Annotated in this window: 17 protein-coding genes, 1 tRNA gene and 2 pseudogenes; 10 read left to right on the forward strand and 10 right to left on the reverse strand. The window is 44.9% G+C overall.

Annotated features, from left to right (window positions below; genetic code table 11):
• Positions 1-348: 348 nt before the first annotated feature.
• Positions 349-1,704, reverse strand: a complete 1,356-nt coding sequence (gene ctpC / locus AAFP11_RS15315) for a carboxyl-terminal processing protease CtpC (protein WP_341737846.1) — start codon at positions 1,702-1,704, stop codon at positions 349-351.
• Positions 1,705-2,007: 303 nt separating this feature from the next.
• Between ctpC and xth the strand changes: the two genes are divergently transcribed.
• Entirely contained in the window at positions 2,008-2,793 is a 786-nt protein-coding gene (gene xth, locus AAFP11_RS15320) for an exodeoxyribonuclease III (RefSeq protein ID WP_341737847.1), read from the forward strand.
• 97 nt (positions 2,794-2,890) lie between these two features.
• On the opposite strand, the pseudogene AAFP11_RS15325 reads toward xth, so the two are convergent.
• Positions 2,891-3,055, reverse strand: a pseudogene (locus AAFP11_RS15325) (CP12 domain-containing protein); the annotation flags it as partial.
• Between the two features lie 10 nt (positions 3,056-3,065).
• Entirely contained in the window at positions 3,066-4,280 is a 1,215-nt protein-coding gene (locus AAFP11_RS15330) for a transposase (protein ID WP_341737848.1), read from the reverse strand.
• Between the two features lie 327 nt (positions 4,281-4,607).
• Here AAFP11_RS15330 and glpX point away from each other — a divergent pair, with 327 nt between their 5' ends.
• The 3 genes from glpX to AAFP11_RS15345 all read left to right on the forward strand — a co-directional run bounded on the left by glpX (position 4,608) and on the right by AAFP11_RS15345 (position 10,532).
• Complete coding sequence (glpX, locus tag AAFP11_RS15335) at positions 4,608-5,645, forward strand: class II fructose-bisphosphatase (protein WP_341737849.1); 1,038 nt, start codon at positions 4,608-4,610, stop codon at positions 5,643-5,645.
• Between the two features lie 201 nt (positions 5,646-5,846).
• Positions 5,847-7,139: a glutamyl-tRNA reductase gene (locus AAFP11_RS15340; RefSeq protein WP_341737850.1), complete on the forward strand. Its 1,293-nt coding sequence runs from the start codon at positions 5,847-5,849 to the stop codon at positions 7,137-7,139.
• Between the two features lie 387 nt (positions 7,140-7,526).
• Positions 7,527-10,532, forward strand: coding sequence for a UPF0182 family protein (locus AAFP11_RS15345; RefSeq protein ID WP_341737895.1), 3,006 nt, complete (start codon positions 7,527-7,529; stop codon positions 10,530-10,532).
• Between the two features lie 13 nt (positions 10,533-10,545).
• On the opposite strand, the gene AAFP11_RS15350 is transcribed toward AAFP11_RS15345, so the two are convergent.
• From AAFP11_RS15350 to AAFP11_RS15365, 4 genes are all read right to left on the reverse strand, one after another.
• Positions 10,546-11,226, reverse strand: a complete 681-nt coding sequence (locus tag AAFP11_RS15350) for a hypothetical protein (protein ID WP_341737851.1) — start codon at positions 11,224-11,226, stop codon at positions 10,546-10,548.
• 115 nt (positions 11,227-11,341) lie between these two features.
• Positions 11,342-12,292 carry a PIN domain-containing protein gene (locus AAFP11_RS15355; RefSeq protein WP_341737852.1) on the reverse strand — a complete coding sequence of 317 codons (951 nt, stop codon included), beginning with the start codon at positions 12,290-12,292 and terminating at the stop codon, positions 11,342-11,344.
• Positions 12,293-12,533: 241 nt separating this feature from the next.
• Positions 12,534-14,066 (reverse strand): site-2 protease family protein, encoded by a 1,533-nt coding sequence (locus AAFP11_RS15360; RefSeq protein ID WP_341737896.1) that lies wholly within the window; start codon positions 14,064-14,066, stop codon positions 12,534-12,536.
• Between the two features lie 590 nt (positions 14,067-14,656).
• A tRNA-Arg gene (locus tag AAFP11_RS15365) sits at positions 14,657-14,730 on the reverse strand.
• Positions 14,731-15,027: 297 nt separating this feature from the next.
• Between AAFP11_RS15365 and AAFP11_RS15370 the strand changes: the two genes are divergently transcribed.
• The 3 genes from AAFP11_RS15370 (at position 15,028) to AAFP11_RS15380 (ending at position 18,307) form a co-directional block, all read left to right on the forward strand.
• Entirely contained in the window at positions 15,028-15,702 is a 675-nt protein-coding gene (locus tag AAFP11_RS15370; protein ID WP_341737853.1) for an Npun_F0813 family protein, read from the forward strand.
• A 389-nt stretch (positions 15,703-16,091) separates the two neighbouring features.
• On the forward strand, positions 16,092-17,156 hold the full coding sequence (locus AAFP11_RS15375) for a hypothetical protein (RefSeq protein ID WP_341737854.1): 1,065 nt from the start codon (positions 16,092-16,094) through the stop codon (positions 17,154-17,156).
• Positions 17,157-17,314: 158 nt separating this feature from the next.
• Positions 17,315-18,307: a hypothetical protein gene (locus AAFP11_RS15380; protein WP_341737855.1), complete on the forward strand. Its 993-nt coding sequence runs from the start codon at positions 17,315-17,317 to the stop codon at positions 18,305-18,307.
• Positions 18,308-18,322: 15 nt separating this feature from the next.
• Here the strand turns inward: AAFP11_RS15380 and AAFP11_RS15385 are convergent, their stop codons facing one another.
• The gene (locus AAFP11_RS15385; RefSeq protein WP_341737856.1) at positions 18,323-18,580 is read right to left on the reverse strand and encodes a LapA family protein; all 258 of its coding nucleotides are present in this window, start codon (positions 18,578-18,580) and stop codon (positions 18,323-18,325) included.
• 493 nt (positions 18,581-19,073) lie between these two features.
• Positions 19,074-20,507, reverse strand: coding sequence for a phosphoglucomutase/phosphomannomutase family protein (locus AAFP11_RS15390; protein WP_341737857.1), 1,434 nt, complete (start codon positions 20,505-20,507; stop codon positions 19,074-19,076).
• Between the two features lie 615 nt (positions 20,508-21,122).
• Here AAFP11_RS15390 and AAFP11_RS15395 point away from each other — a divergent pair.
• The 3 genes and pseudogenes from AAFP11_RS15395 (at position 21,123) to AAFP11_RS15405 (ending at position 23,189) form a co-directional block, all read left to right on the forward strand.
• Positions 21,123-21,269, forward strand: coding sequence for a hypothetical protein (locus AAFP11_RS15395; protein WP_341737858.1), 147 nt, complete (start codon positions 21,123-21,125; stop codon positions 21,267-21,269).
• Positions 21,269-21,451, forward strand: a pseudogene (locus tag AAFP11_RS15400) (RNA-guided endonuclease TnpB family protein); the annotation flags it as partial. The gene AAFP11_RS15395 and the pseudogene AAFP11_RS15400, both read left to right, overlap by 1 nt.
• Before the next feature lie 58 nt (positions 21,452-21,509).
• The gene (locus AAFP11_RS15405; protein WP_341737859.1) at positions 21,510-23,189 is read left to right on the forward strand and encodes a thioredoxin-like domain-containing protein; all 1,680 of its coding nucleotides are present in this window, start codon (positions 21,510-21,512) and stop codon (positions 23,187-23,189) included.
• Positions 23,190-23,283: 94 nt separating this feature from the next.
• Here the strand turns inward: AAFP11_RS15405 and AAFP11_RS15410 are convergent, their stop codons facing one another.
• Positions 23,284-24,087, reverse strand: coding sequence for a circadian clock KaiB family protein (locus AAFP11_RS15410; protein ID WP_341737860.1), 804 nt, complete (start codon positions 24,085-24,087; stop codon positions 23,284-23,286).
• Positions 24,088-24,116: the final 29 nt, after the last annotated feature.

A 24,116-nucleotide genomic window follows, 5' to 3' on the forward strand; every position in this document is an offset into this window, starting at 1 on the left:
GAAAAGTAGCGGCAACTTTGGGGCTTTGTCTCAAAGAAGTCAGTAGAGGTGCTTTGTTAACGCCTTTGAAAGTCCCTTTGTGGTCTTAATCAAGAATCCCCCCGATTCATCGGTGGGGAGTATCAATACCCACCAGGTTTGCAATGAGGACTTTAGTGCTTCTGACAGCAAGTTTTTGTGAACAACTAAGTAGAAGGAAGAAGGAAGAAGGAAGAAGAACCCCCCCTGCCCCCCCCCAAGGGGGGAAGGAAGAAGGAAGAAGGAAGAAGGAAGAAGATAGAGGTGAACAATGCTCATACAGCAAGCTTTTTAGCCACCTGTATCTTACGTTTAATTAGATGGATTTACTTACTTGGATTTAGCCGGTGCCGAACTCGGCTTAGCCTGGGCCGCATTCGCTTTTGGTGGCGCAGCATTCGGTTTCGACTCAGCCTTCTGATTTACTGTTTTACCAGTCACTTTCTTGGTCAAAACTTCCAAAGCTTTCGCATACTGCGGATCTGCATTCGTACCGATTTTATCCCGATCGCGCCTCAATTCCTCTTTTTGAGCTTCGGTGAGTTCAATTTTCACATCCGGTTCAATGCCCAAGTGGTTGATATCCCGCCCACTGGGAGTAAAATATTTAGCGATCGTCACAGCTAAACCCGAACCATTTCCCACACCACGTACCGACTGCACTAAACCTTTCCCAAAGGTCTTTGTTCCCACCAAAACCGCCCGTTTGTTGTCCTGCAAAGCACCCGAAAGAATCTCGCTAGCACTAGCAGAACCCCCGTCTACCAGTATCACTAAGGGTTTGTCAGTAATCGCTTTTTTATTGGCAGTTTGTCTATCCGTCTCGCCGATTCGATCGACCGTAGAGACGATCGTACCTTCTTGGAGCCACATCCGAGCAATCTCAATACTCCCATACAACAACCCGCCCGGATTGGAACGCAGGTCTAAAATATAGCCTGTCACTTTTTTCTTTTCCAAATCCTGAAGGGCCGATCGCATTTCCGATGCCGCATTTGCACTAAACTGATTCAGGCGAATATAGCCGATTTCACCCATCGAACTTTTCTGCACCGAATGGCGCACCGGATGAATTTCAATCTTCGCCCGTTTCAGCTTAAATTCTATTTCCTTATTATTACGGATAATAGTCAGTGTCACCTCAGTATTAGCTTGACCGCGAATCAAATTTACCGCTTGATTCGTGTCCATCCCCTCAGTGATTTTGCCATCGATTTTACTAATAATATCTTTTGCTTGAATCCCCGCTTTAAAAGCCGGACTATCCTCAATGGGCGAAATCACCACTAATTTCTTGGTTTTCTCATCCTGAGTCAACTGAATTCCCACTCCTGTTAATTCTCCAGAAGTGTCAACCTGCATATTTTTGAACTCTTGCGGGTTCATAAACCTAGTATAAGGATCGTCGAGCTTTTTGAGCATTTCCCGCACGGCCTTATAAGCATCCTCATCACTGCTATAGGTCCGGTTCAAATAATCCTTTCGTACTGCTTTCCAGTCAACCTGATTAAAAGTACCATCAACATAACTTTTGTCAATAATCTGCCAAACTTCATCAACCAACTCTTTGGGACTACCCCTAAAAGAAGCTAGAGATTTAGAACTGCAACCAGTGTTGGCAAGAGTTACAGCAGTGAGTACCACCGCTGCTGCACTTAGAACAAGCCCTCGTTTTGTAATAACCATTTGTCTGACGCGCCGGAGGAGAAGAGTTCACAATAATTACGCTCAATCTAACACAAGCAAGGCCCTGTCGCAGTTGAGGTACTTAGATTATTCAACTTTGCCGAATTTGATTTCCGAAGTAGAGGTTGCTCAATCTGGGGGTTGAGACCCCACAAGCACCTTTAATTGTTCTGGAACAGGGCGGACCCCCTCTTAACTCAGGATGGTACAGGAGGTGATATTATATTTTTGTTCTGAAAGCTCAAACCAAGCGTTCAGTCGATCGCCATTGCAGATTAGACTTGCGTACCTTAAACTATCATCGTGAAAATCGCCACCTGGAACGTCAACTCAATCCGCACCCGCATCGAACACGTCATTAACTGGCTGCAAGCAAACCCTGTAGAAGTTTTGTGTCTGCAAGAAACCAAAGTTATAGACAAAGATTTTCCTCTGCAACCCTTTCTCGACATCGGCTACCACTGTTACATCTCCGGCCAAAAATCCTACAATGGTGTGGCGATTTTGAGTCGAGTTCCCATGCAGCAAGTTAGCGCCGGATTTTCACCCATTCTCGGTGAGGAAATCGTCGGCACTTTTGACGAACAAAAACGCCTCATCACCGGCATCATCGACGATATTTGTATTATCTCCGTGTATGTTCCCAACGGTTCAGAAGTGGGTTCCGAGAAATATGAATACAAGCTACATTGGCTGAAATTGTTACACAAATACTTGAAAATTACTCTTGACAAATCACCTCATTTGTGCATTTGTGGAGACTTTAATATCGTTCCGGGCGATCGAGATATTTACGACCCCAAAGCTTGTGCTAACTCCGCCGGCTTATCAGTCCCAGAGCGCCTCGCACTCACAGAAATCATAGAATTAGGATTGAGTGACCCCTTTCGTAAATTCACCTCAGAAGGTGGCCACTATAGCTGGTGGGACTATCGCGCCGCCTCATTTCCTCGCAACAAAGGCTGGAGAATTGACCACCATTATCTCAGCTTGTCTCTCTATGAAAAAGCCAAAAACTGCACCATAGATATTAATCCTAGGAAACTGATCAAACCCAGCGACCACGCCCCCGTAATTGTCGAATTTTGAGCGATCGCGACTTACGCAGGGATAGCCAAAAACCGGGTTTGATGGACAAAAATACACCAATTACAGCCCGGTAAACAACTTAATCGCTAGCTAGGTACTAGCTCTCGTACATCCGAGCTTCAGCCGCGTCTGGATTCTCCTCGCAATACTCATCAAAAGCCGTTTTGTCCAGCTTCTGCGATCGGATGCGCGTATTAGCAAACAACCGAGCCACATATTCCACGCCCAAGTTAGGATTCACCGTAATGCACGGCTTGTTGACATACCCCTGCCTAAAGGCGAGGGGATTCTTGATTCGCAGGGATTCCAATGAATTTACCCTCAGCAAGCATCTTGACCGTATGCCCTACGGCTGCAAGTCCTCTAATTAGAACTACTTGAGCGGCTGCAACATCTCTGTCCGTTGTATAGCCGCAGTCCGAGCATGAATGAGTACGCTCATCAAGCTGTTTTTTTCCTGTCTCTGCTAGACAATTGGGGCAAACTTGACTCGTCTTATGAGCGCTTACCTTTTGAAAGTACACGCCATATTTCCAACAAGTTTGCTCTAGGATTGTGAAGAACTGACCCCAGCTTGCGTCTAAGCAGTGTTTCCCTAGCATCGCCCTAGACAGCCCAATCAGATTCAGATCCTCAACGAAAATCATTCCCACATTTTGGCAGATTTGATGAGATAATTTACGATGCCAATCTTTCCGACTGTTAGCAACGTATTCATGCAGTTTGGCGACTTTGTTTTGAGCTTTACGCCAATTGTTAGAACCTAGTTTTTTACGACAGACACGTTGTTGCAGCAATTTAAGCTTGCGTTCTGCGTCTTGAAAAAATCTTTGGCGCTTGACTAAAAGACCGTTAGAAGTTGCTAGAAAATTAGTTAGTCCCACATCAATTCCGATACCTTCACCGTGGGGCATTAGATTGGGTACTGAAACGTCCCATTGTAGGGTTAACATCACGTACCAACCGCTAACCCTACGGACTATCCTTGCTTGCTTAATCGTTGCACCATCAGGGATAGGACGTGATTGATGAAACTTAACCAAACCAATCTTAGGAAGCTTCACCGCTTGATTTTGGACGGGGTTAACCCCCAATTGTGGGAACACAAACGATCGCATTGTTCCTGCTTTCTTAAAGCGGGGGAAACCGTGTTTTTGTTCCCACATACTCACAAACGCTTTTTCAAGCCTTTTCAGTGTTTGCTGTAGGACGTGTACTTGGACGGCAGCCAAAGTGGGTATGTTTGCCCTAGCCGTAGTTAAATTTTTGCACTGGCTTGCATAAGTTGGTCGTTTTGTTTCGGCCCGAATGATGAACTCAGATCGGATAGAGCAAGCGTTAATTCGACAACTACGAGACTCAAACCAATGTTTACGCTCGGCCAATGCGTAGTTGTATACGCGACGGCATTGTTCTAGCCAATCTTCAAAGATTGCTATTTGTCCTGCCGTTGGTTTGAGTTTGAATTCGTAGACTAAATGAAACATTTGCTCTATCCTCCTACCTGATTCTACCACAACCATGAGCAAACGTTGAAACGCTTTTTCAAGAAGTCTAATTAAAGCCGTCCTAAAAGGACGGGGCTTGCACCCAAATTTTCGGTCAATCCGATCGCCCAAGATGGCTCAGGTTTTTCCACTCTCTCCCACTCTCCTGTGGATCAATTTCCCACTGTCGGGTCTGTAAGAAGCAAAAGTTAACACAAACTAACTCAAGACTTACGCTCGCACAGATCCCCGCCTCTGATAAACTTGATTGCTGGGAGTGCAAAAAAAGCACAAGGCACGCAGGACTCAGTTGGGAGGATATAGTTCGTGGACAATGCAATCGGTTTAGAGATTATCGAAGTAGTAGAGCAGGCAGCCATCGCCTCAGCTCGATTGATGGGCAAAGGCGAGAAAGATGAAGCCGACAGAGTGGCTGTAGAAGCCATGCGCGAGCGGATGAACAAAATTCATATGCGCGGTCGCATCGTGATCGGTGAAGGGGAACGCGACGACGCACCCATGCTTTATATCGGCGAGCAAGTGGGTATTTGTACCCGCGAAGATGCTAAAGATGTCTGCAACATAGATGAATTAATCGAGATTGACATCGCTGTTGACCCCTGCGAAGGTACTAACCTAGTGGCTTACGGTCAAAACGGTTCCATGGCAGTTTTAGCAATCTCCGAAAAAGGTGGTTTGTTTGCTGCTCCCGATTTCTACATGAACAAATTAGCTGCTCCTGCGGCTGCCAAAAATCATGTAGATATTCGTAAGACACCGACCCAAAACCTCAAAATTATCTCTGATTGTCTCGGCCGCAGTGTTGAGGATTTGGTGGTAGTGGTGATGGACCGCCCCCGGCACAAAGATTTAATTAATGAAATTCGGCAAGCGGGTGCAAGAGTTCGACTGATCAGCGACGGCGACGTCTCAGCAGCAATTTCTTGCGCGTTTTCTGGTTCTAATATCCACGCACTTATGGGTATTGGTGCAGCACCGGAAGGTGTGATTTCAGCAGCAGCAATGCGCTGTTTGGGCGGTCACTTCCAAGGGCAGTTGATTTACGATCCGGCGGTTGTAAAAACTGGTTTGATCGGTGAAAGTAAAGAGAGCAATATCGCTCGACTTAAAGAAATGGGCATCACAGACCCAGACAAGATTTACAATGCTGAAGAATTGGCATCGGGGGAAACAGTTCTGTTTGCAGCTTGCGGAATTACTCCCGGAACGCTGATGGATGGAGTTCGCTTCTTTGGTGGCGGCGCTCGTACTGAAAGTTTGGTAATTTCTTCTCAGTCCAAGACTGCTCGGTTTGTGGATACAATCCATATGTTTGACCAGCCGAAATCTCTGCAATTAAATTAGTCATTAATTAACAGTTAACTGTTGGCTTTTGCCTGTGGACTGTTGGCTGTTAACTTTTGAGTGTTAATAGCCAACATTAAGCTGTTGGCTTGTTGACAGTTGAGTGTTGACAGTCACCAGTTATTAGCAATTAAGGATAAACTAAACACTAATGACAGGTGACTGTTGACCAGTAAAAAAAAATAGTGACAAATCACAGATATGAATATTGCAGTTGTAGGTCTTAGCCACAAAACAGCGCCGGTTGAAGTTCGTGAAAAACTGAGCATTCCAGAACAGAAGATTGAAGGGGCTATAGCCCAATTGCGTAGCTACCCACATATTCAAGAGGTTGCTATTCTCAGCACTTGCAACCGCTTAGAAATTTATATTGTTACCACCGAGTCGGAACCTGGTGTGCGGGAAGTTACTCAATTCCTTTCAGAATTCAGTAAAGTTCCTTTACAGTCTTTGCGACCTCACCTGTTCATCTTACTGCACGAAGATGCGGTAATGCACCTCATGCGAGTTGCTTCTGGCCTTGACAGTTTGGTTCTCGGAGAAGGGCAAATTTTGGCTCAGGTGAAACAAACTCACAAACTCGCTCAGCAGTATAAAGGTGTAGGTCGAATTTTGGAGCGCTTGCTCAAGCAAGCCATGACAGCAGGGAAACGTGTTCGCACAGAAACCAGTATTGGTACCGGTGCGGTTTCCATTTCTTCGGCGGCGGCGGAACTGGCTCAACTCAAAGGTCAGCATTTAGCAACCAGCCGGATTGCGATTATCGGTGCGGGTAAAATGTCCCGACTTTTGGTGCAGCATTTGCTTTCCAAAGGAGCTAGCCATATTGCGATCGTCAATCGATCGCTCCGTGGTGCAGAAGAATTAGCCAGCCTGTTTAAAGATGCCCCATTACATTTATATCAGCTTTCAGAAATGATGTCGGTAATTGCTAGTTCCGACTTGGTTTTTACCAGCACCGCTGCTACCGATCCACTCTTAAATAAAGCTAAATTAGCAACTGTCTTAGCACCCGATCGCCCTTTGATGTTAGTGGACATTTCTGTCCCCCGCAACGTCGATTCTGATGTAAAAGAGCTAACCAATGTCAAGTCGTTTAATGTAGACGACTTAAAAGCTGTGGTAGCTCAAAATCACGAAACCCGCCGCAAAATGGCAATGGAAGCTGAGGGCATACTCGAACAAGAAGTAGCAGCTTTTGATGTTTGGTGGCGCAGCCTGGAAACTGTTCCGACTATTAGCTGTTTGCGCGATAAGATAGAATTGATTCGGGAACAAGAGTTAGAAAAAGCTTTATCGCGTTTAGGTTCAGAGTTTTCCGAGAAACATCAAGATGTGATTGAATCTTTAACAAGAGGGATTGTGAATAAAATTTTACACGATCCAATGGTGCAATTACGCGCTCAGCAAGATATTGAGGCACGGCGACAAGCAATGCAGACTTTGCAAACACTGTTTAATTTGGATGTGGATGTCAATCAGCAGTATAGCTAGTTGATTTTTTGCCCTAATTCCCAGGCTCTGCCTGGGGATTATTTCCCTCTGGTTTTCATGCTTATTTTTTTTGCATTAAATTTAAAAAAAAACGTCATTTTTTTAAGCTTAAACGCTTGACTTTCCCAAAGTGATAACCTATTATTAGATAATGGGAGTGGTGGCAATTTTTTTATTTTTGCCACCACTCCCATTATTTAAAATATACCATAAAAAAATCCCCAAAGTCAATAGCTAATCCTTATTTTTTAGGGCCGAGCAGTTATTGAAAGTAACAGAAAATTTGCACTCTATACTTATTGAAAAAATAAAAAAAGGAACTTTTTAACCGCAAATTCACCCCGATGAACTGCGGCAAATATTGATAGTGGCGAGAAGTTGAAGATGATGACTTTGAACAGGCGGATTTATCAAATAATTCTACTGATTGCGGGGCTAGGGCTGGTGATGGAGTTAGTTACCAGCCTGGTAGCAGAAATTCTGTGGTTTCAGGAAGTTGGATATCTTCAGGTTTTGCTGTTGAGGCTGAAAACTCAAGGGTTGCTGGGGGTAATTCCCACTGCTATTTCTGCTGTTTTTTTGATGGGGAATTTAGCTTTAGCCCGTCGCCTCAAACATCCGACTGAGGAAACCAAGTCGCCGAATTTGGGGGCGTTATTTGCTTCAGTAAGTCTCACAAAAACGGAGCAGAATTATCAATTATCTTTGTCTCAACCTCAACAGGCATTTCCCTGGTTGCTGTTGTGGTTATTCGGATTAAGCGCGATCGCAGGTTTGATGGTAATTCATTGCGGGCTGTTAGCAGCAGCTAGCCTCGCCGATTTCAGTATAGCCAGCGCAGTGCCTGCCGGGCCAATTAATTTGGGATTTGACTCCATCGGGCAGCTCTGTGTGCAGTTATTTTCTCATTGGTGGCAGTTGGGCTTACTGCTGGGACTGATGTTAGCCATGACAATTAAGCCGGATTTTTGGCTGCGGGCACTCGCCATTTTTCTCAGTTTGGCGATCGGGATAATTAGCGCCAGTCGCTGGACAAAAGTCTTGCTCTATTTCCACCCCATTAACTTTAACATCACTGAGCCTATTTTTAATCAAGATCTTAGCTTTTATGTATTTATTCTGCCCATATTAGAATTGTGTGCCTTCTCACTGACTGTTGTACTTTTGTATAGTTTAGTATCTAGCACTTTCACCTATTTACTATCCCCAAACAGCTTGAGTCAAGGAAGATTTTTGAGGTTTTCGCGATCGCAGCAGCGACACTTGTATGGCTTAGGCTCACTTTTGATGCTAGCCATCGCCTTCCTCTATGGGCTAGCTCGTTACGAATTGCTGTACTCGCGGGGAGACGTTACTTACGGGGCTAATTATGCTGATGTCACAGTGCGACTGCCCTCCTATGGATTGGCCAGTGTTATGGCGATCGCTATCGCAATTTTTATGCTCTGGCCAGTCGGTAAATTAAAAATTAAAAGTAACAGCTTTAAATCCATTGTCCTTAGTTTGGTTATAAGCTGTTTATCCTTAATTTATTTACTGCCAGTAATCGTCCAATTTTTAATTGTCAACCCCAACGAAATAGCCAAAGAAAGACCATATATTCAGAGAAGTATTACCTTTACTCAACAAGCATTCGACCTCAATAAAATCGAAATAAAAACTTTCGATCCAGAAGGTAAATTAAGCTATACAGACTTGGAAAAAAATCAGCTTACCATCAGCAATATCCGCCTGTGGGACAAACTGCCACTACTGCAAACCAACCGACAGTTGCAACAAATTAGACCTTATTATAAATTCTTAGATGCTGATATCGATCGCTACACAGTTAAAAACCCAAAAATCCAAAAACAAGATGCCGACAGCCAACAAGTCATTCTCGCCGCTAGAGAATTAGACTACACAGCAGTTACTCCCGAAGCTCAAACTTGGGTTAACGAACACCTGGTATACACTCACGGTTATGGCTTTACTCTTTCTCCCGTCAATACTATCGGTGCCGGCGGTTTACCAGATTATTTTGTCAAAGATATTGGAGTCGAAGCGAGGGGGGAGACGGCTTTAGACATCACTAGCGATCGCCTTCGAGCCAGTATACCCATCGGGCACCCCCGCATTTATTACGGCGAAGTCACCGATACCGACGTGATGGCACCTACCAAAGTTAAAGAATTCGACTACCCCAGCGGTGAAGACAATGTTTACAATACATACAGTGGTAAAGGCGGAATTGCCATAGACTCTCTGTGGAGACGCTGGTTATTTGCTAATTATCTCAAAAATTGGCAAATAGCTTTCACCCGCAACTTTACACCAAAAACTAAGTTGTTGTACCGCCGAAATATTAACAAAAGAGTACGAGCGATCGCTCCTTTTTTGCGCTACGATTCAGACCCCTACTTAGTAGTAGTCAACGCCCAGATTAGTCAAACTAATTTCCGAGAAAAAGCAGCCAAGAAAACAACCAAAAATATCCAGTCTTCCCCCTCACTCAATCAGAATTATCCCAACTACCTTTACTGGATTGTCGATGCCTACACTACCAGCGATCGTTATCCCTATTCCGATCCCGGAAAAAATGAATTTAACTATATCCGCAACTCGGTAAAAATAGTCATTGATGCCTACAACGGCTCTGTAGACTTCTACGTTACCAACCCCTCAGACCCTATAGTCAACAGTTGGATGGCTATTTTTCCAGGACTCTTCAAACCTCTTGACAAAATGCCTCCGGCTCTCCGCAAACATCTCAGATACCCAGCAGATTTATTGAGCGTTCAATCCGAACGCTTGTTAACCTATCACATGGAAGACCCTCAAGTATTTTACAATCGAGAGGATTTATGGCGAATTCCCAATGAAATTTACGGCAGCCAACAGCAACCAGTAGCACCCTATTATTTGATTACAAAACTGCCGACCGAAAAATCAGAAGAATTTATTTTGTTACTACCCTTTACCCCGGTCGGTAGGAACAATTTAATTGCTTGGATTGCGGGGCGATCCGATGAGGGCGATTACGGAAAATTGCTACTGTACCAATTTCCCAAACAGCGATTAGTTTATGGTCCAGAACAAATAGAAGCTTTAATCAACCAAGAGCCAGTTATTTCCGAACAAATATCTCTGTGGAATCGCCAAGGTTCAAAAGCAATTCAAGGAAATTTATTAGTAATTCCCATCGAACAATCTTTACTCTACGTTGAACCTTTGTACTTAGAAGCCGAGCGCAATAGTTTACCCACTTTAGTAAGAGTGATTGTTGCCTACGAAAACCGCATTGTCATGGCCGAAAATCTGGACGCAGCGCTGAAAGCACTATTTCAGCCTCAAGCTATCAATAAACCCGCCATCGTCCGTCCTGTAGAAGGAGCAACACCGGCTTTAAACTAATACTATTAGCAGTTTAATTCAAATTCTCTTGAGGAGCAGCCTTGATATCCTGCCACCAAACATAGACATAGGGCCATATCAATTTTTCATCTCCAACAGCATCTACTTTCACTGTCACTTCATAACGGCCAATATGCGTGAGTTCCCCAAGTTTGCCATTCCACTGTAACCGATCGGGATTATCAGTGCGAATTTCTACCCTTTGATTCAAAAGTGGCAGCATCTGCTGGGAAGAACCATAAAACGGATTTTTGCCTTTCAGGATATAGCCACCAATCAAAAATAAATACATTAAAGCCATAAAAAATAGCGTACACAAACCCAGAATTAACAGTATTTTTTGTGGCGAAAAACGGCTATAAATACTGGTAATTCCTAGAATAAGAGTTACGAAAAATAAAAAACTTGGCAGCACCAGGGAATCTTCCAGAAACACCATACCAAACAAGATCGCCACTAACTGACAAACCAATAATCCACTCGCCCTAGTCCACAGATTTAGCAACGATGAAGACAGCACCCAATGTATTACTGTAGTAAGTGCTGTACCAAGAGCAATCATCATTCCTAATACCCAAAGCGGTACTGGATAATCGTACTCTCTGAATGGAAGAAGAATAAAAAATATTACAGCACATACAAAGCCAGCCGAAACTAATCCCAATCCACTCAATATATCGTTCCACTTGAGCATTATTGAAACATCTCTACATCTAGCCTGCATCTACGGTCAAAAAATCTCAATTTACGCAACTCTCCTATCGGTGATTTAGTTGGATCTTAACTATTTGCTGCGGTCAGGATATCATTTACCGAGGATCGATCGACCTCACAAATTGCTGCAACGGCTTTGGTAGGGCTGGAACAAAAGTCTTTCTAAAACCTTTAACATCAAACACCCGCCACAAAATACCCACCGCTACCATCAAGAAAAATAAGGCTCCCAAAAAATTGATCGTGTTAGAAATAAAACTGTCACCCTTTTTTTTGGGAGCAGTAATGTGTTTCATGCGATAGACAGCCGGCGCCATTTCTCTCGGTTCCTCCCGACTGCGAGGCGGCTTTCTCGGACGCGAACTGGAAGTAAGATTTTCAGTAAAAGGCGTTTTATTCGTTTTAACATAACTGCTAGCCGACTTCATTTCAAAATTGCTGCGCGTCCCCGTTAATTTACTAGCTGAAGACCCAGCTTGGTTGATACTATTTTCCTCAATTCTACTGCGGCTCCGCTGATTTGATTTGCGTTCGGCAAGGGTTCGCATCAAACTTTGTAATTGTTGAGTTGCCGCCGCTGGACGTTCCCCCTTCCTGGCCCAATTTAACATCATGGCCCCGGTAATGCCACAGAGATTTGTACTTCCTACAGAAGCTATTCGTTTGAGTAGAGGCTGGGTGTTGGAAACAAACACTACGAGTGCGTCTGGGTGTTCCTGAGCTAAACCGTAAACGCACTGAGCCGTTGCAACGACTAGCATTGCTTGTGTGCTTTGATTTTTAATCGAAGGTTCTAGGGATCTGTGCGTTTCTTGAGCATCAGTTACAATCCAGCCACTGTCTGCAAAAAAGCGCATAAACTCCCTAGCTACTTGCTCTTGAGATTTTTCTACTGCTTTCCCTGTCAAATAATCTATTTCGTCATATACTACTTCCGGGAGATAGCAACTTCCCACTTTGGCATATTCTTGCCACACTTGGGTTCTGCCAGCCATCAAAACATCTGCATCAAAAGTTACCAATACAGGAGGAAGTTGATTAGCCATAACTTTACCCTAGATGCTTAGATAAGTGATTTTTACTCGATACATTAAGTTTAAACCAATTGTGAGATTTTCCATTAGTTGATACTCCCCACTGATGAATCAGGGGGATTCTTGACTAAGACCACAAAGGGACTTTCAAAGGCGTTATCAAAGCACCTCTACTGACTCCCGTGAACTACGCACCAAGCTTGTTTAATTGCCCAGTCTTTACCTTGTATTGGGATTTTAAGTTGAACTTGACCTAGTTGCCAATACCTAAACGCCCAGCTAAAGCTGGAGTCCACGGCAAAAGTATAGCAATCATCAGAAACAAAGCCAACAAACCCAATGCTGCGCGAGCGTCGTCAGGTTCAGTTAGCTCGTTGAGGGATGGCCGCTCTAAATTCCGCTGTAAAATCAGAATCACCAGCGCCCAATACAGGGCTAAAGGATTAACTAAAGAAGCGATCGCTAATACCCCAAAAGTCACCAAAGTCGCGCGATTAGCAGTTTTCCTGCCGTAGATTGCTTGGACGATTCTACCGCCATCCAACTGTCCGGCTGGCATCAAATTAATCGCTGTAATCACCAAGCCCAACCAACCGATAACCACCAGAGGATGAACGTCCACAAGCTGCTGCTGCAAAGCGGAACCCAAAACCACTTTTGCCAAAGTTCCTACTAAAACCGAACCCTTAAAGAATTCTGCGGGAATTTGAAACAAACTGCCGGGGTGAGAAAGTAGCAAACCGACTGCCAGCATCAATAGAGCAACTATTCCCCCGGCTGCTTCCCCCGCCATGGAGATGTCAAATAGCACTTTGCGGTTAGGTAGCAGGGACTCAAAACGATCGATCGCCCCAAAAGAACCTATTTGCCAAGTTGGTATAAAAAATGGCCAACTCAAGTTAATCTGATACCGATTTGCTACGACTCGGCGAGCAATTTCACGAGAGCCTAAAACCGCCCAAATTCCTGCTGCAATGGGTAAAACTTCTGGGTATCTCGCTGGCGAACTAAAGAAGTCAAAACCCCGGAGCAATCCACTGGTTTCTAATGTAGTAGCAATTGTTGCTACGAGCAGCACCACTGCTAGGATTTTTTGAGATAGGGTACTTGGCTGGGGGTCGTTGTCGCTGGGTAGGACGATAACTACCGGTTTGTCGTCTTGATTTTCTACTAAAAACAGTCGGTAGCGCGAACCCAGTCTGGCTTGTAAACTTGCCGACAACCGCGAGTGTACTTGTTCTGGATCTCCCCGCAGATTCCCTTTTAAAATCAACCCGTCTTGATAGGGAATTGTTTCTGTGGCAAAGAAAGTATCGATGCCAAAGATACCTTGAATTGCTTTTAAGTCTTCGGCGGGAACCGGAATGATTTCTAATGGATTAGTGTTGGGGGATGAGGTTACAGTTTTAACTGGTTGTGTGGGGAAGTCCGGCGGGGACTCTGGGGCCAAATTGCCATCGTTGACCGACTTTTGTTCCCTAGCATCGGGAGTATCAGCGCGCGATCGTAACACTCTATCTCCCGCAGCCGATCGCAGTTCCCTGCCCAGATAAATGTACAATCCGGTTGATACTGCTAGCATCAACAATACCGCCACTAGATTTAGGTAAATGCCAGCAGAGAACAAACCAAAAAACAACAGCCAGGGAGTCATCAGCACTACTGACTGCAACCAAGCTAAAATCCCTAGTTTGCCTTCTTGTTTGGCGCGATAAAAACCCCTACCTAGGATTCCTACAGCAACTAATAGTAGGACAATAGTTGCCGTATTTTCCGATGTCATCATTGTTTCCATTCCTGTGGCTGGCGCTAATAGTATTAAATTTGGGGGAATATAAAATAAAGTTGCTGCGAACATATCCAAGTGTTTCATTCAATAACTAGCCAGATCAATAAGGATAACCTCAGAAGGGCACTCGCCGGACAACCTGTTTCTGCTATCTTCAGTTCAGTTGATTTAACTATTGACAATTAAACTTTTTTATGGTATTGCCATCGAAAAATTGTCCCATGATGGTCGATCGGGGTCCACCGATGGGGAATTAGGGGTTGGGTTCCGGCCGTCGCAGAATTTCCAGAGCCGGCCGACTTGCTCAATCAGTTGAAGGCGCGACGCAAAAAGTCTAAGGCTGACTTGACCGACGTGGAGATGTTCTTAGAAATACTTGGCTTGGAGAGTTAACCTGTGTCTACCGACAGGATGCCGGGATACTACCTGACCCAGATAGGCGGTGTTTCGCATTTGTTGTGCGAAACAAAATGCGAAACAAATGCGAAACAAATGCACAACAAACGCACAACAAATAAGGTTTGAGCCGCTCTCTACTTTTCGGCAAAGAACGGCTCAAAGCATTGCTGTGTAAAGGTTTTATTTAACGGGTACGGTAGGACTCGAACCTACGGCTCGCTGCTTAGAAGGCAGCTACTCTATCCACCTGAGTTACGCACCCAAATCAAAAAAACCAAAATTTAGCTAGAATTTGGCTAACAGGAGTATTGTATCGTGACAGTGTGCGATCGGGCAAGTAAACATTTCATAAAAGTCTGAAAAGACCGCCAAGCCAATAGCATGATAGTTAATTTACAATAAAAGCCGATCGCAGGACAAGAACTGAGGTAAGGTGTAGAGATGAGTTGGAATGCAGCTCAAAAACAACCGATCCAAATCGTCCACCAATAGAAATACTGGTCACAGACTATTATCAAGCACAGCACCTCGGCCATGACAGGAGTCAAATCGCAGTGTCATGTTTATTCTGAAACGGCAGGATGTTGAAATCACCAATTTTCAACATCCAAAACGGGATCAGCAAATCCCTATTCTCAATTATCAGGGGCAGACGTTCCGCCTAATCAGCGCTTTCAACGGCAAACAAGCTGAAGACGCTAGAGCCTTGTGGCGGGACTTAACCGACAACAAAGGCAAAGCCTGCGTTCTGCTGGAAGAGCCGGATAGATATAGCGTCTGGGGTAAGGTTCGTCTAGACCAGCTTGTCGCTGAAGAAGCGACAGGTAATGACGCAGCAAAACCACCCCTGTTCGCACAGGGTTGTTTACTGCTTCTCCAAGCTGTTTACTTTGATGTAGAAGACCTCCTAGGGGCAAGGCAAGCCACATCGTTTCAGAAAGATATCGCCAAGGTATTTCAACAGGGAAACTTCCCCCAGGCAGACTCCCCTGATGCGATCAAAAATTGGCTCACCGTTAGCCCCTTAAAAGGTCTGAAGCTACCCCCTTGGCAAGAGCAGCATCTTAAGACATTGTTACAAGAGCTGCACCGCTTGGGGAAATCATATTTTGGCAATACCGACTTTGCTGAGGGAGTGAGGGACGTGCTGGAAGATATGCCAACACAGGAGCGCAATCAGTTTATCGATTGGCTCAAACAATCCGCCCTCAACAAATTGTGGATCGCAGGCTAAAAATTTTAGACAATTGCTTAGACAATTGGGAAATACTGAAGACCGGGATCTAAATGCGGCAAAAAATATCGAAGGATGGTTTGCGGGAATTTTGATTCCGATTCCTTCGGAGCGAACGGCAAGCTCTGCCGAGATTGCTTGTGGAGTAGACTAATTTCTCTTGAGTCATCTGGAGACTACAAAGCAAGAAGTAAACAGCAAGCCTGTTCAGTTAACCCTGTTAAGGATTTGCATAGGTTTTACAGAGCAGCTTAGACAATTGCAGTGTAGGCGGTAGGCGATATGTAGCTGGGATTGCCAACTTGTATTTGCGACCAAATTGTTAATTCGGTTTGGCTGCCACCTACTCTCTGGCAATTGAACTGCTAGTTAGGTCTTTTGGAATCCCTATGAGTAGCACTTCAGAAAAGTCATCTACATCTCCATCTTTATTGTCAGCTCAGACCCTAGTCATTCTAGGCATTGTCTGGGCTGTTATGGCGCTGCTGTTTTTTTTACTGTTCAGCGTTCCCCCCTCCCAAGAAGAGGGCTTGCCTCTTTGGTACTCGATCGGCACCTATGTTTTTGAATGCGGGGCCTACCTCGGAGCAGCCATAGTTTGTTTTAGAAACTGGAAAAGTCCTCACATGGCTAGCGGACGCAACGTCTGGCTGGGCATTGGTTTGGGGATGCTGTTCTACTTTATCGCAGGGGTGCTATTTGGCATTTGGGAGCTTTATTTTGAGGTCAGCCCCGATGTGTCCCCAGCAGATGCCTTCTATCTAGGCAGCTACGTGGTACTGATTGGCGGCATGGTGATAGCTGTTACCTCCAAACGGCTGAATCTAGAAATTTGGCAATGGGGTTTGTTATCGGCAATAGCTGCCTTGGGTATTGTGATAGCTATCTGGGTGGCAGCACCTGACTCTTGGAGAGCACAGCTAGGACTCGCACCAGCATCGACTCAGGAAGTAGTGACAGAAACTGCACCTGACTCAACTAAGTCAACAGCGAAAGCTCCTGCTTTGAAAAACTCGTCTACGTCACAGGCTAAAGGAGCGACATCCTCTGTGGCTAAGTCGGCACCAGAGGAGACAGAAGCAGCAGAAACTAAAGCTCCGGGATGGGTGATGGCACTAGACAAGCAACTGTCACCCTATGCCTATGCCATCAATCTGTTTTACATTGTGGGGGACGTTTTTCTACTGATTATTGCCACAGCATTGCTGCTGGCATTTTGGGGAGGACGTTTTTCTCAATCTTGGCGGATGATTGCTGCTGCAACTTTTTCGCTGTACATCGCAGATATGTACTTTAAATGGCGTGATACTCAGGCTGAGGGTAGTTATCAAAGTGGCAGTTTGCTGGAAGTATTTTTTGTTTTCAGCGCCATCTTGTTCGGCATAGGAGCTGTCCTAGAACATGATATCTCAACCCGTTCTCGCCAAAGCAGGCGCAGTAGGCGGGCTGCTTAAGGATTTGATATTTGAGGATTGTTGGCAAACTTTTTGGATACAAAAGCTTTGTAGCCGTGGCCAACATTTCTCAGATTCAAATTAACCAACAACCGAAATTCAGAGTTGGTTGACCTTTAGCCTGCCCTTGAACAAGTCTTTTTGCTGGAAAACTTGGCATGACGCCCACTAAACTCTCCGATTCAGATAAACGCGAAATCATCAGGCTGTACCGACAGTCGGACGAGAATACTATCACTCTGGCAAAGCACTACGGGGTCAGCAGTTCTACAGTCAGACGCATCCTTCAGAGTGCTTTGTCTGAGCGGGAATACGAATCTTTAGTCCAGCAAAAACAAAAGCGTTTACCCGATCGCCCAATTATTTCTCAAGATACCCCAATGAAAGTGGACTCGTCCTCCTCTGTAAGTGACTCCTATCCTTTATCTCCAAGTGTTGCCCCATCAATACCCACCAATTTGAGACAGAGAATCCCACAGCCCTCTTTATCAGCCTCCTCCCCAGTTGCTGAGATCGCGGAGCAAGGTCATCTTTACTCAGATGTGGATGTTGCTGGCGCATCGGAAGTCAGGCACCAGAATCGTGTCGATCGCAGTGACTACGTGGATCTGACTGGGGAATTAAAGGTAATAGTGCCAGCAGAAGGACTTCTCGGAGGTGAAGATTTTAGGGATTTCGACGAGGATGAGGATGATTTAGATGAGGATGATTTAGATGATGATTTAGATGACTTCGATGGTGAGGATGTCGATGAGGATGACTCTCTGTTAGAAGCAAGTTTGCTGGGTTTGCGATCGTCCGGTGACTTTCTCCAGCTTCGGGGAAACACCCTGATTCAAATTTTACCTTTTAGCCTCGCGCCTCTTCCCAAAATTTGTTATTTGGTAGTCGATCGATCTGGGGAATTAATCACTAGACCCTTGAAAGCTTTTGGCGAACTGGGTCAAATTCCTCCCCAAGAATTTCGCGAGAAAACTTTGTCCGTTTTTGACAACCACCGAGTAGCTAGGCGATTTGCTACTCGCCATCAAAGAGTTTTTAAGATTCCTGATGGCAAGATGCTACAAAAAACAGCACCTTATTTGCAAGCTAAGGGAATTACGAGGCTGTTAATTGACGGTCAGGTTTACTGCTTAGTTGAGCCTTTATAATTCGATCCCAAGTTATCAGATATCTTCCTCTAGTTCGGCTCTGTCAGTAACTGGTTCTGAAGCCGAAAGCATCCATAGCGGTTGGAGAATTGCACCTCCTAGGAGTCCCACACTCAGGCTGATAGCTAAGACTACTCCTACGGGCATTGGTATGGATTGGAACAAGGTAAAGTTTAGGGATACTGGGGTGGCGTTTTGGACTGAGATAATACCGATCGCGCTGACCAAAATTGCTAGTAAAAAACTAATGGCGATTAAAGGAATTGTTTTCATATAACGGTTGATATCGTTTCCGGTTGCATGGAAATTATTTAACCACAGAGAACGCAGAGAACACAGAGGGAGATCGGAGAGATGAATACAGGACGATGCTACCGGATTGGATATGACAAATTTATAATTAAGCTAATACACTTGCTTTATAATCGAAATCTGTGTCAAATTTTTATTTTTGCCCCTATTAAATTACTAAATAATATACCACAAGAGATTCGGAAAAGTCAAGGGAATATCCGAAATTTTGAGGTTGATTTTTGTAGAAAAACTGGTTTATGCTTCAATATCTCAGACCAGAGAGCGACGTTTTTTCAAATAAACCGGGTTTTTTGTCTCTAGGACTGTTTGTAAAAAACCCGGTTTCTAGTACCCCATGCGTAAGTCCTCAATTAGTAAAGTGTGTAGCACACCTTGCAGCTATAGTTATTACCTAAATCCTCTCGTTCTCAAACCCCAGGGGTAAGGGGTCTGGGTTGAAAGAAATTGAAGTTTAAACAGGTTCTAACTCAGAAATTACCTGTTTCATGTGGGCGGCGATTTTGGCTTCTTTTTCCACAGAATTTGTTTCCATGTAAACCCGCATCAACGGTTCAGTCCCCGAAGGTCTCAAAAGTATCCAGCCACCATCTTCAAGATAGAGTTTAATTCCGTCTTTGCGGCCGATTTCCTTGACGCCAATACCAGCTACTTCCGAGGGTGGGTTATTAGTGAAAAAGGCTAAAACGGCTGCTTTGTGGGCATCATCGAGGTGCAAGTCAAGACGTTGGTTGTACAAGGGGCCGTCGGCTTCGCGGATGGCTTCTTCCACTAGCTGAGAAAGGGGTTTTCCTTCGTAGGCGATCGCCTCTGCGACCAGCATATCAGCCAAAATCCCATCTTTTTCGGGGATGTGCCCCAACACGCTCAAACCGCCGGATTCTTCGCCGCCGATGAGTACCGCTGTTTCTCGCATTTTTTGGCCGATATATTTAAAACCCACGGCGGTTTCGTAGATTTTTAAACCGTACTTGGCGGCCATATTGTCTAGCAAGTGGGTAGTGGCGACGGTACGGACGATCGCCCCTGTTAGGCCTTTATTTTTCACCAAGTGACGCGCTAGCAGCAACAGCACAGTATTTGGAGTCAAGACATTGCCTAACTCGTCCACAATCCCAAAGCGATCGCTATCGCCATCTGTGGCCAAGCCCAAATCCGCGGCATCTTTCTTAACAGCTTCTACTAACTCAACCAACTGTTCGCCCTTGGGTTCCGGCATTCCGCCGCCAAACAGCACGTCGCGGTAGGTGTGAAAACTTTCTAAATCGCAGCCGCAGTGTTCCAAAACCTCGTCTAGATAGCCACGAGAAGTCGAATAGAGGGCATCGTACTTGACTTTTAATTTAGCCGATCGAATCCGTTCTACATCGATCGAGGTATACAGAAACTTGAGATATTCGGGTTTGGGATCGAAACTTGAAATTTTATCGTTGTGGCTGCCTTTGGCTGGGGCATCAGACGCACCAGCAATATTTGCCACAATTGTATCGGTAATTTCCGGGGTGGCCGGGCCTGCGTAGTCGGGGATGTATTTGATGCCGCAGTAAGGTGCGGGGTTGTGTGAAGCCGTGAACATCAGGGCTCCGGCGGAGTTTAAGTGCTTGGCGCTGTAGGCAATAACTGGTGTGGGGCAATCGCGATCGACCAGTTTCACTGTCCACCCCAAATCTGCCAGTACCTCCGATGCAGTGCGGGCAAACTCGTCTGCCAGAAAGCGGGTATCGTAGGATACTAGCACTGGGCGGTCTTTGGTGTAAGCGGTTTCGAGATAACTGGCGATCGCCCGCGTCACTTTACGCACGTTAGCAAAAGTAAAGTCATGGGCAATCAGTCCCCGCCACCCGTCTGTTCCGAACTTGATTTCCGTTGAATTGCTGGTACTGCTCATGTTCGCCACTCCTTTTGATTTTATCTGTAATTAATCGTACTAGAAGGCTATGCTGTCGAGGCCGATCGCCCGTGTACTTTTCCTACCCAGCGAGTACCTAGCTACTATAAGCTGCTACGCATCCTTATTTTCGATCGCCCCCTGAAGATGCCATCTTGAACAGGACTGACGCACGGCGGTGAAAAACCCGGTTAATTCCTCAATATTTATCGAAAAAACGACTATTTTGGGAAGAAACCGGATTTTGTGCGTTCAGGACTATTTCACAAAATTGCTAATATCTCTCGATCGCATAAATCTGATTTAAATTGATAATTCAATCAAAAATTGCTGTTTATTTAATTTTAGGGTGCTGTGGGGATGGTCGATGGGCAAATCAGGTAAACCACGGAGTTTCCCGGAGTAGGAGTGCTTCCAGGGGTGTTCGATGGGCTTTTCCCCCATCCTCCCAAAATTCTCGCTAAATTAACTGCCACCAACAATTAGACTTGCCTACTACAAATCAATCTTCGGGAGCGTCTTGATTCTCAATGTACTTCTTTCTTTTGATGTAGGTGTTGCGTTTTAGGCCTACACTAATTATACTGTGGTCTGGTCGAAAAAAAGGAAGTTTCCATGCAACTAACGTACAAATACCGCCTCAAACCCACAAAACCCCAGTTAGCAACGATCTCAACTCACTTGACGGTTGCAGAAATTCAACCGACTGATAAAAATGCTCTTGGTATTGACTTGGGGATTACTAGCTATGCTTACCTTTGAAAGAATTGTCGGATCGGTGGCATTCTTGTCAATGTGGAGAATCTTTGGATCGAGATGAAAATTCAGCCAAGCTGATCAGAAAGATTGGCCTGAGTTACGAAAGTGGCGGGGGAACTCCGTCACTCAAAAAAGCCTTTGCAAAAAAGGAAAAAGAAGCCTGCGGTCTAACTGTACTCAGTTGACCGTCAGGTTCGTTCACAGAAGTGTAAAAACTACTCAGGCACTACCAAGGAGATATCTATGCCTCGCGTCAGAGCACCAGAATTCCCCACGAATTACCCCTGGTTAAATACCGACAAACCCATCTCCCTCGAATCCCTCAAAGGCCGCGTCGTCATCCTTGACTTCTGGACATACTGCTGCATCAATTGCTTGCACGTCCTCCCAGACTTAAAATACCTCGAACAAAAATACCCTGATTCCCTCACGGTGATCGGCGTTCATTCTGCCAAATTTGATAATGAAAAGGAAGTGGAAAATATCCGCCAAGCTATCCTCCGCTACGATATTGAACATCCCGTAATTGTAGACAGCGAGATGACAATTTGGCAGAATTATGCTGTGCGTGCTTGGCCGACTTTAATGGTAATCGATCCAGAAAGTTATGTCATCGGTTACGTTTCTGGTGAAGGTAATAGAGCAGCACTTGATGAGTTAGTTGGCAAATTAATTGAGGAATACAAAGAGAAAAATGCCATCAACTTTGAATCCCTCAGTTTCAGCTTAGAAAAACAGCGCAAACCTCTGTCCACACCTCTGGCTTTTCCTGGTAAAGTGCTGGCATTTGCAATTACGGCAACTGAGGCAAAACAGCTTCATCAACATGAGGCTCTTTTGGGAGAAATGACGGAGGATAGTGAATGTCTAGACGAAATTATAGAACCAGGACCTGCGAATTCTGTCATACAAAGCTTAGTCGGTTCTTGCTTGTTTATTGCCGATTCAGGACACCATAGGATTGTGGTCAGCACCATCGAAGGTGAGGTTCTGCACGTCATCGGTACTGGGAAACCGGGTTTAACTGATGGTAACTTTGAAGAAGCTGAGTTTTTTGCTCCCCAAGGAATGGCTTTTGATGCAGAAAGTCAGATTCTTTATGTTGCTGATACGGAAAATCACGCTCTCAGAACAATTGATTTTACTACTGGTCAAGTCCAAACTATTGCTGGTAACGGTGAACAAAGTCACGAAATTGTACCGCAGAGTGGTAAGGCTTTAGAAATAAAGTTGAATTCGCCTTGGGATTTGGAAAGAGTTGGACATAGGCTGTTTATTGCAATGGCGGGCTCGCACCAAATTTGGGAAATGAATTTAGATACGGGAATTATTGGTACTTATGCGGGTAATGGGCGAGAATCCTGTGTTGATGGGAATCTGGCAGAATCTGCTTTTTCTCAGCCCAGTGGGCTGGCTACGGATCGATTGGAGTTGTTTGTTGCTGATAGCGAAATTAGTTCGATTAGGGCGATCGGCATTGATGAAAATCCACAAGTGCGAACTGTCTGTGGTAGTGGTGACTTGTTTGGTTTTGGCGATCTAGATGGTCGTGCTGATGAGGTAAGATTGCAGCACTGTTTGGGTGTGGAATACGCTCAAAATTATCTTTGGATTGCTGATACTTACAATCACAAAATTAAGCGCATAGACCACCGGAGCGGAATATGCAGAACTATGATTGGAGATGGTACTCCCGGTCATGTTGATGGTCAAGGTATCAGTGTTCGCTTGTTTGAACCTTCAGGATTAAGCGCGATCGGACCTCATTTGTTTATTGCTGATACAAATAATCATGCTATTCGTTTAGTTGAGTTAAATACTCTGGAAGTGAAAACTTTGGATTTCCGAGGTTTGTGCGCTCCTGATGTTTGTGTTCCCGATCGCGCCTTTGGCAGTACCTCACTGCTTGGCAAACCGATCTAACAATTATACTAAGTTTGTAGTGAGGAATTTATTCTGTTTTTACGGCTTTTAGCCCATCAGGAATAAAGTCCTTACTCCTGATGGGGACAAAAATTTAAAATTCGGAAGAACTGAGCAATCGCATGATTTTTTCCACATCATTCAACTCTCCCACAATACGTCGCACAGGTTTTGGCCAAACTTTAATCAAAGTAGGAGTAGCAGAAATCTGATCTTTTTCGGCTTGTTCGGGATGCTTAAAAACGTCAATTACTTTTAAGGTATAGGGATAGTGCAGGGCTTTTTCTAACAATTGGTGTACGGTTTCGAGAGTTCGTTCCGTATTAGCATTGTTGCCGGAAACAAACAACCGCAGCACATAGCCTAGAGTTTCTGACTGTTCGGTAAGTTCAGTGGGTAGAGGAATCTGGGTTTGCTGTGGCTTTGGGAATAGGGAAGGAGATACCATGCCGGAACTGCGAAATTCCGATCGAGATTCTGCGTTCTTCCAATGTATAACTAGGTCATGATTCTCCCAAAGTTCGGGGAATTCTTTGTGATAAGTAGCGATCGCCATGGGTTCACACATTTCTTCCACACGGGGGTGCCAAACCAAATCACCAGTCTCAAAAACCGCATTTAGCAGCGTTTGGTGTCGCATCACAGGTGGGTAGGCTTCAGCGGCAATTCGCAACTGCCGATCGCGCGGATCTAGCCAACAGTCAACAGTGGCTGTGTAGCAAGGCACTAAAAAATGTGGTGGTTCCGACAAACCAAGTATGGATTGTAGGGCTACGCACAATTGCAAGTGCCACCGAGTTTGCTTGCATGGGTCTATGCAGTAGATTAAATCTCCACCAGGTGTAAAAAGTGCAATCCCTTTGAAAATTTGGGGCAAGGGTGGGCGATCGGCTTTCAATGAAGTACACCAATAAAAGTTAACAATTA

The sequence above is a fragment of the Microcoleus sp. CAWBG640 genome (assembly GCF_020883015.1).
Taxonomy (GTDB): Bacteria; Cyanobacteriota; Cyanobacteriia; order Cyanobacteriales; family Microcoleaceae; genus Microcoleus; species Microcoleus anatoxicus.